Genomic DNA, 5,151 nt, shown 5'->3' with positions numbered 1-5,151 from the left:
GAAGTCATCGTAGACTTCCTGGAAGGCGACCCCGACCAGCCGATTATTACGGGGCGGACGTATCACAACAACAATAAGTCTCCTTACACCCTGCCGGACTTTAAAACGGTTATGACAATCAAGTCGGATACCCACAAGGGTGTGGGTTCGAACGAATTGCGGTTTGAAGATCAGGCCGGCATGGAACAAGTATATGTTCATGCCCAAAAAGATCAGGACATCATTGTCGAGAATGACCGGCGTGAACATATCCGGCATGACCGGCATCAGGTTGTCGAGAACAACCGACACCTGCTGGTCAAGAACAACCATTATCAGCACATAGCAAAAGATGAATATCGTCGCATTGATAATGAGACGAACTGGATCTTCGGCGGCAAACTGCTTTTCAAGGTCTATAACGCCCTGCATACAACGGTTTACGGAGCTGTCGTAAACAGTTTTCGTGCTAACCGCTCCACCATGATCAAGGGATCGGACAGCCTCAAGGTTGAAGGAGGCTCGACGACGACCATTTTGGGCAAGACCACGGTCAAGGCACCCAATGTTGTTCTGGAAGGCACCGAAGAACTGACCATCAAGGGGCCGGGTGGTTTCGTCAAGATTGATTCCGGCGGGGTTACGATCGTCGGCAATAAGGTAAAAATCAATCAGGGTGGTAGCCCGGGAACGGCGGCCGATGCCGCCCCACCACCGGCTGAAGAGCCAACGGACCCGAAAGCCGCTGAGCTTGCAACTGACCGGGGATACAGGTGATATGGCGTTGTCCTATACCAATATCCCTGACCATGTCAGCTGGGATGATCTGGCGTCTCTTCGTGATGAGGGCAGATTGTTTGCTCTTGTTGATGCCTGCGGGAATAAGGATGTTCCCGGACATGCGGCTGATCTGAAAGAGGATGGCTTTTGTCTCTATGAGGAGCTGGCTGAGGATTATTACAATACGGAAGCGCCCCATCTCGTCCGACCCAAGGACGAGATGTGGGAGCATATTGTTAGCCTGACGCAAAGTGATGATGCTTGGGGCTTCTTTCTCGAGACATCTGATAGGGTTGCTACGTCCCATCTCGTTCAGCATTGGCGGAACTGGGTAAATGTCTATCCGCCCAAAGGGAACACAACTGTTCTCTTCCGTTTCTACGACCCGCGCCTTCTCGAAACATTTTTGAGCTCAATGACACCAGAAATGGCCCAAGCCTTCTGTGGTGATTTAGGGGCTTTCCATATCGCACCGAACAGCAAGGACAAACGCTTTTATACCTATCGCATCAATCACACCGAAGAAACCGGGATTGCCAGCCTTCCGCCCTACCGGGTAGGTGCCAGGCAGTTCGAAGCATTGCGAGGCAAGCAGACTGAGCTTCGGCATGAACGCATTTTGGATTTTCTGCGTAAGGGCTTTGGCGAAAAGCTGACTGACCGAGGTGACAAGGACTTGCTAGCACTCGTTGCAAGATCGGAGAAGACCGCCAAAAAGCTTGGATTTGAAATGGAACGGGACAAGGTGAAGTTCATTGTCCTGACGACTGCTTTTGGTGAGGGCTTCCACGAAAATGGCGTACTGCCAGAGGCGAAGTCCATTCTTTCCGGGCCAGATTTTATGTCCGGGCAATCAAAAATCGAACGATTGACGCAGGTGGCCAGGCGCAAGGATGCGTCCAGGCTTGGTGCAGCATAGGACAGGGGCGATGACACAGGCAGAAACAGCAGGCGGTCAGCCAACCGGAGATGTGATTGACCTGGCCGATCTTGATTTTTCGACGGTCAAGGAACACCCGGACAGGATTTGTGACCATTGTCCGAATGCATTGGCCGTTTTTGTTCATTATGAGGATTTTTTCCCGTCTCCAGGAGCTCCGTTTCATTTGATCATGGAGGGGGGCGCAGAGACCAACGGCACCTGTGGCGATAATGGCATGGTGGCGATCTATGGTCTGCCAAACGAGGCTGCCATGGTGCTGGCCGGTGAGGATGCCATTGAATACAAGCCGGAAAACCAGCAGAAGCGGAATCCAGATTATCTGAAAAACCAAGATATTGTTCGTGCGCGTCTTGCGCGGGATGAAGCGGAGCGCATGCGCGACGAGATTGACGGTACTGCGCTTGGTCGTCTGTTTGGTGGGTTGGACGATGATACACAGCGAAAAGTCAATGAGTATAAGCGGATTGAGGAAAACGCGAGAGATACCCTACGGAAACTGGATGCTGATGATGAAAGCTGGTTTGGCTGGATATGGGGTGCGCTGCAAGGAGAGTGGAATGACAATCCGACAACCGGGCAGATTATCTTCGATGCAGCGCTGACGGCCATTCCTATTATCGATCAGGTTGGCGATCTCAGGGATGTTTCTGCGATTGTGCTCAAGCTTTGTGACAGCAAGGTGCGGGAGGAAGAAGGCTGGTTGCTGTGGCTATCGCTAGGCATTTGCACCATCGGACTGGTCCCTACTGTTGGATCGGTCGCCAAGGGGGTTTTCAAAACCATTTTCAATGCCTGCAAACCATTTTTGAAGGCGACAGGCGATTTCCTGAAATCCTTCAAGAAGGCCGCATCACCAGAAATGATCAATTCCGTCATGGCTGTGGCGCGCTTCTTTTCTTCCGGCAATGCCGTCAAATGGCTTCAGGATCTGGCGGCCGATTTTCAGAAACTGATCAAGGAGGCTATGGGCCTCTTCAAAAAGTTTCTGGCTACCATGCAGCAACAAGCCAGCAAGGCGCTGGCAGAAGCACGGGCAAGCTGGACCTTGTGGGGGTTGCGTGACACGTCCGGGTTGATCAAAGCAGCGGAACTGGCAGTTAGCAAGATTGTAGAATTCGCATCCAAGGCAGTTGGCATGGTCGAAAAAGCACTCGGAAAGCTTGACGATGTGTTTCAGGAATTTGTTCGCAAGATCATCAAATTTGCAGTTGGCAATCTTCGTGATGAAGACACCATCCGGGCTCTGACAAAAGATGCGGTGAAGATTTTTAAAAATGCTGCGGCTAGTGGTGCGGCGGCTGGTGGAACGGCCTCCGCACTCCAAGCCAGTGCGCCGAGCTAAAAGGAGAGAGATATGGCAAAAGCTCCTTCATCAGCAGCTCGAAATGCTGGTCAGGCCGGATTGATCGCTGGTCGAAAAGCAGGCGGAGAAGCCGCCGGGCTGAACGGGATGACCAATATCAAAAAGAATGGCAAAGCTCCCGATGTTATTGATAGTTCAACTGCCGCGGCGAAGAGGGTTCCTCCCAGTGGGCCAAAAGGACTAAACAAGGGAGAAAAAACAAAATTAAGTGCTAAAGAGTGGGAAGCGCAACGGCCCAAAGGTACTCCGACAAAAAATAATGAGAACTTTGTCAAAGCTGAAAAATATGCGGATGGGTCCTACAAGGTTCATATGAAGCATCCAAGTGGCGATACTTATAGTGTGCCTTACGATAAGGATGGAAATCCCGACTTCTACAGTGTTAGAAATGAATCGAAGAGTGGTGAACTTGTTGAGGCTGTCTATCCCGATAGTGAAGTAGAGTTGACTAGATTGGCGCATCCAGATGATTACGCGCATTTGTATGATCTCGACACGAAAAAAGGTCGTAAAGATGCGAAAAAAAGAGCTCGTGATGCTGATAAAAAAAAAGCAGAGAAAGCTTTTAACGAGACGCCTTTTTACCAATGGCACCATAACGGGGGTACGAGCATGATTGCTGTTGATGAGGACGTTCATCAGCTCTTTAAACATCATGGTGAATTTTCGAGAAATGCGAAGAAGTAAAGGAAAAATGATGCCTCTTGTTAATCCAATTGTGCAGCCTGCTGATGACAGTGAAGTTGATGCCTTTAAAGCTTGGGCCAAATACCCAGTTCCGGATGATTATCTTGCTTTTTTGAAAAAATATAATGGCGGATATCTGAATGGAGGTGGCGCATGTTATTATAATAGTGATGATCATACGGTGGCCGCTATTACAACCTTCATGCATATTTCTGAAGAAGTAGATAAATGTATTAATAAAACATTTGAAAGATTTTTCTTCACTTCTACAGTCGCATTCCAGACTAAAGACTTGAGAGATAACTATTTTGCGCCTGATGATTACATTAAAATTGCAAATGGTGCAGAGCATGAACACATATTAATGGATCTGAAAACTGGCCATGTTTTTAGTTTTGATGATGAAACTGAAGAAGAACTAGAGACGACGGAAGATTTTCTTGAGGAATGTTTCATCATGGCGGATAGTTTTAGCAGCTTTTTCTCGCGAATTGTTGATGATCTGCCTGATGGGGTTTGATAGAAAGTTGATTGTGAGATGGGTTTGCTGTGCTTAGTTGGTGGTTTATTTCGGAGTAGGTATGCAGGCTATAAAATATGGATATCCGGATTTAAAAGATCAGTTGGACACAGGAATTGCCTATCATGAAAAGGCATTCGAGTTCAGTTTTCAGGATCATGAAAGCCTGAAGCAGTATCTGACCTTTTGCAAGGAAAATGGAACAGGATCTGATCCTCTTCCCTGCTGTTTTGAGAAGGATAATGAATCTCTTTATATTGATTTTTTTGCGCGTCTTGCTCCGCATCCAGAGTATGGATTTGAGTCAGCGATCACGGTTGTTTCTTGTACAAAACAGCTTGAAGGTTCGATGATACGAGGCAATGTCAATGATGCTCTTATTATTGCGTATGGCACTCATTTATCGATTGGATTGGTTATCAGGGGCAAGTGTATTGGTAAGGTGTTTGCGCTTGAGGATATCAAACCTCTAGTTCTTGATGATGATATGGATGACATCCCCTCTGATATTGAAGGCATAACCAAACTTGGCGACAGTTTTGACGAATTTATCAACGCTCTGTCTGCAGATGAGGATGATATTGAGGAATGGAAAGAGGATTTTGGTGAGTAACCTTCTGTTCAAACAGGTGGGATGGGGAGCTGGGGATACCAGTACGAGAACGGCAATAAAAGTCACGTGTTTTTTCTCGGTGATTTAAGCTTGGACTATAAATTTTGAGAAAATTCAGGCCCGTTAGATTTGGTTTTGTCAGAGCTCGTTGCGGGCTTCATCGGATTTTGATTTTTGATTTTGAAGGAGAGGCGAAATGCCAAAAGCAGCACGATTGGGAGATATTGGGTCAGGCCATGGCTGTTTTCCCCCGACACCGGCTATTA

Annotated in this window: 6 protein-coding genes; all 6 read left to right on the top strand. The window is 47.8% G+C overall.

Annotated elements, in window-relative coordinates:
* Window positions 1–756: bacteriophage T4 gp5 trimerisation domain-containing protein (locus tag BMZ51_RS24195; protein ID WP_425287462.1), on the top strand; the 756-nt coding region annotated here is incomplete at its 5' end.
* Window position 757: 1 nt separating this feature from the next.
* The gene (locus tag BMZ51_RS23015) at window positions 758–1,678 is read left to right on the top strand and encodes a DUF4123 domain-containing protein (protein WP_068009047.1); all 921 of its coding nucleotides are present in this window, start codon (window positions 758–760) and stop codon (window positions 1,676–1,678) included.
* 10 nt (window positions 1,679–1,688) lie between these two features.
* The gene (locus tag BMZ51_RS23010) at window positions 1,689–3,044 is read left to right on the top strand and encodes a hypothetical protein (protein ID WP_068009050.1); all 1,356 of its coding nucleotides are present in this window, start codon (window positions 1,689–1,691) and stop codon (window positions 3,042–3,044) included.
* A 12-nt stretch (window positions 3,045–3,056) separates the two neighbouring features.
* Window positions 3,057–3,752 carry an HNH endonuclease family protein gene (locus BMZ51_RS23005; protein WP_063318963.1) on the top strand — a complete coding sequence of 232 codons (696 nt, stop codon included), beginning with the start codon at window positions 3,057–3,059 and terminating at the stop codon, window positions 3,750–3,752.
* Window positions 3,753–3,759: 7 nt separating this feature from the next.
* Window positions 3,760–4,272 (top strand): SMI1/KNR4 family protein, encoded by a 513-nt coding sequence (locus tag BMZ51_RS23000; protein ID WP_068009053.1) that lies wholly within the window; start codon window positions 3,760–3,762, stop codon window positions 4,270–4,272.
* A gap of 61 nt (window positions 4,273–4,333) precedes the next feature.
* Window positions 4,334–4,885 carry a hypothetical protein gene (locus BMZ51_RS22995; RefSeq protein ID WP_068009056.1) on the top strand — a complete coding sequence of 184 codons (552 nt, stop codon included), beginning with the start codon at window positions 4,334–4,336 and terminating at the stop codon, window positions 4,883–4,885.
* Window positions 4,886–5,151: the final 266 nt, after the last annotated feature.

It is taken from the genome of Pseudovibrio axinellae (genome assembly GCF_900110875.1).
Classification (GTDB): Bacteria; Pseudomonadota; Alphaproteobacteria; order Rhizobiales; family Stappiaceae; genus Pseudovibrio; species Pseudovibrio axinellae.
This window is presented reverse-complemented; position numbering and strand designations above follow the sequence as displayed.

What these genes read in the sequence shown, in the direction of transcription:
- BMZ51_RS23015 (WP_068009047.1), top strand. Translation starts at nt 758, where the DNA reads ATGGCGTTGTCCTATACCAATATCCCTGACCATGTCAGCTGGGATGAT.
- BMZ51_RS23010 (WP_068009050.1), top strand. Translation starts at nt 1,689, where the DNA reads ATGACACAGGCAGAAACAGCAGGCGGTCAGCCAACCGGAGATGTGATT.
- BMZ51_RS23005 (WP_063318963.1), top strand. Translation starts at nt 3,057, where the DNA reads ATGGCAAAAGCTCCTTCATCAGCAGCTCGAAATGCTGGTCAGGCCGGA.
- BMZ51_RS23000 (WP_068009053.1), top strand. Translation starts at nt 3,760, where the DNA reads ATGATGCCTCTTGTTAATCCAATTGTGCAGCCTGCTGATGACAGTGAA.
- BMZ51_RS22995 (WP_068009056.1), top strand. Translation starts at nt 4,334, where the DNA reads ATGCAGGCTATAAAATATGGATATCCGGATTTAAAAGATCAGTTGGAC.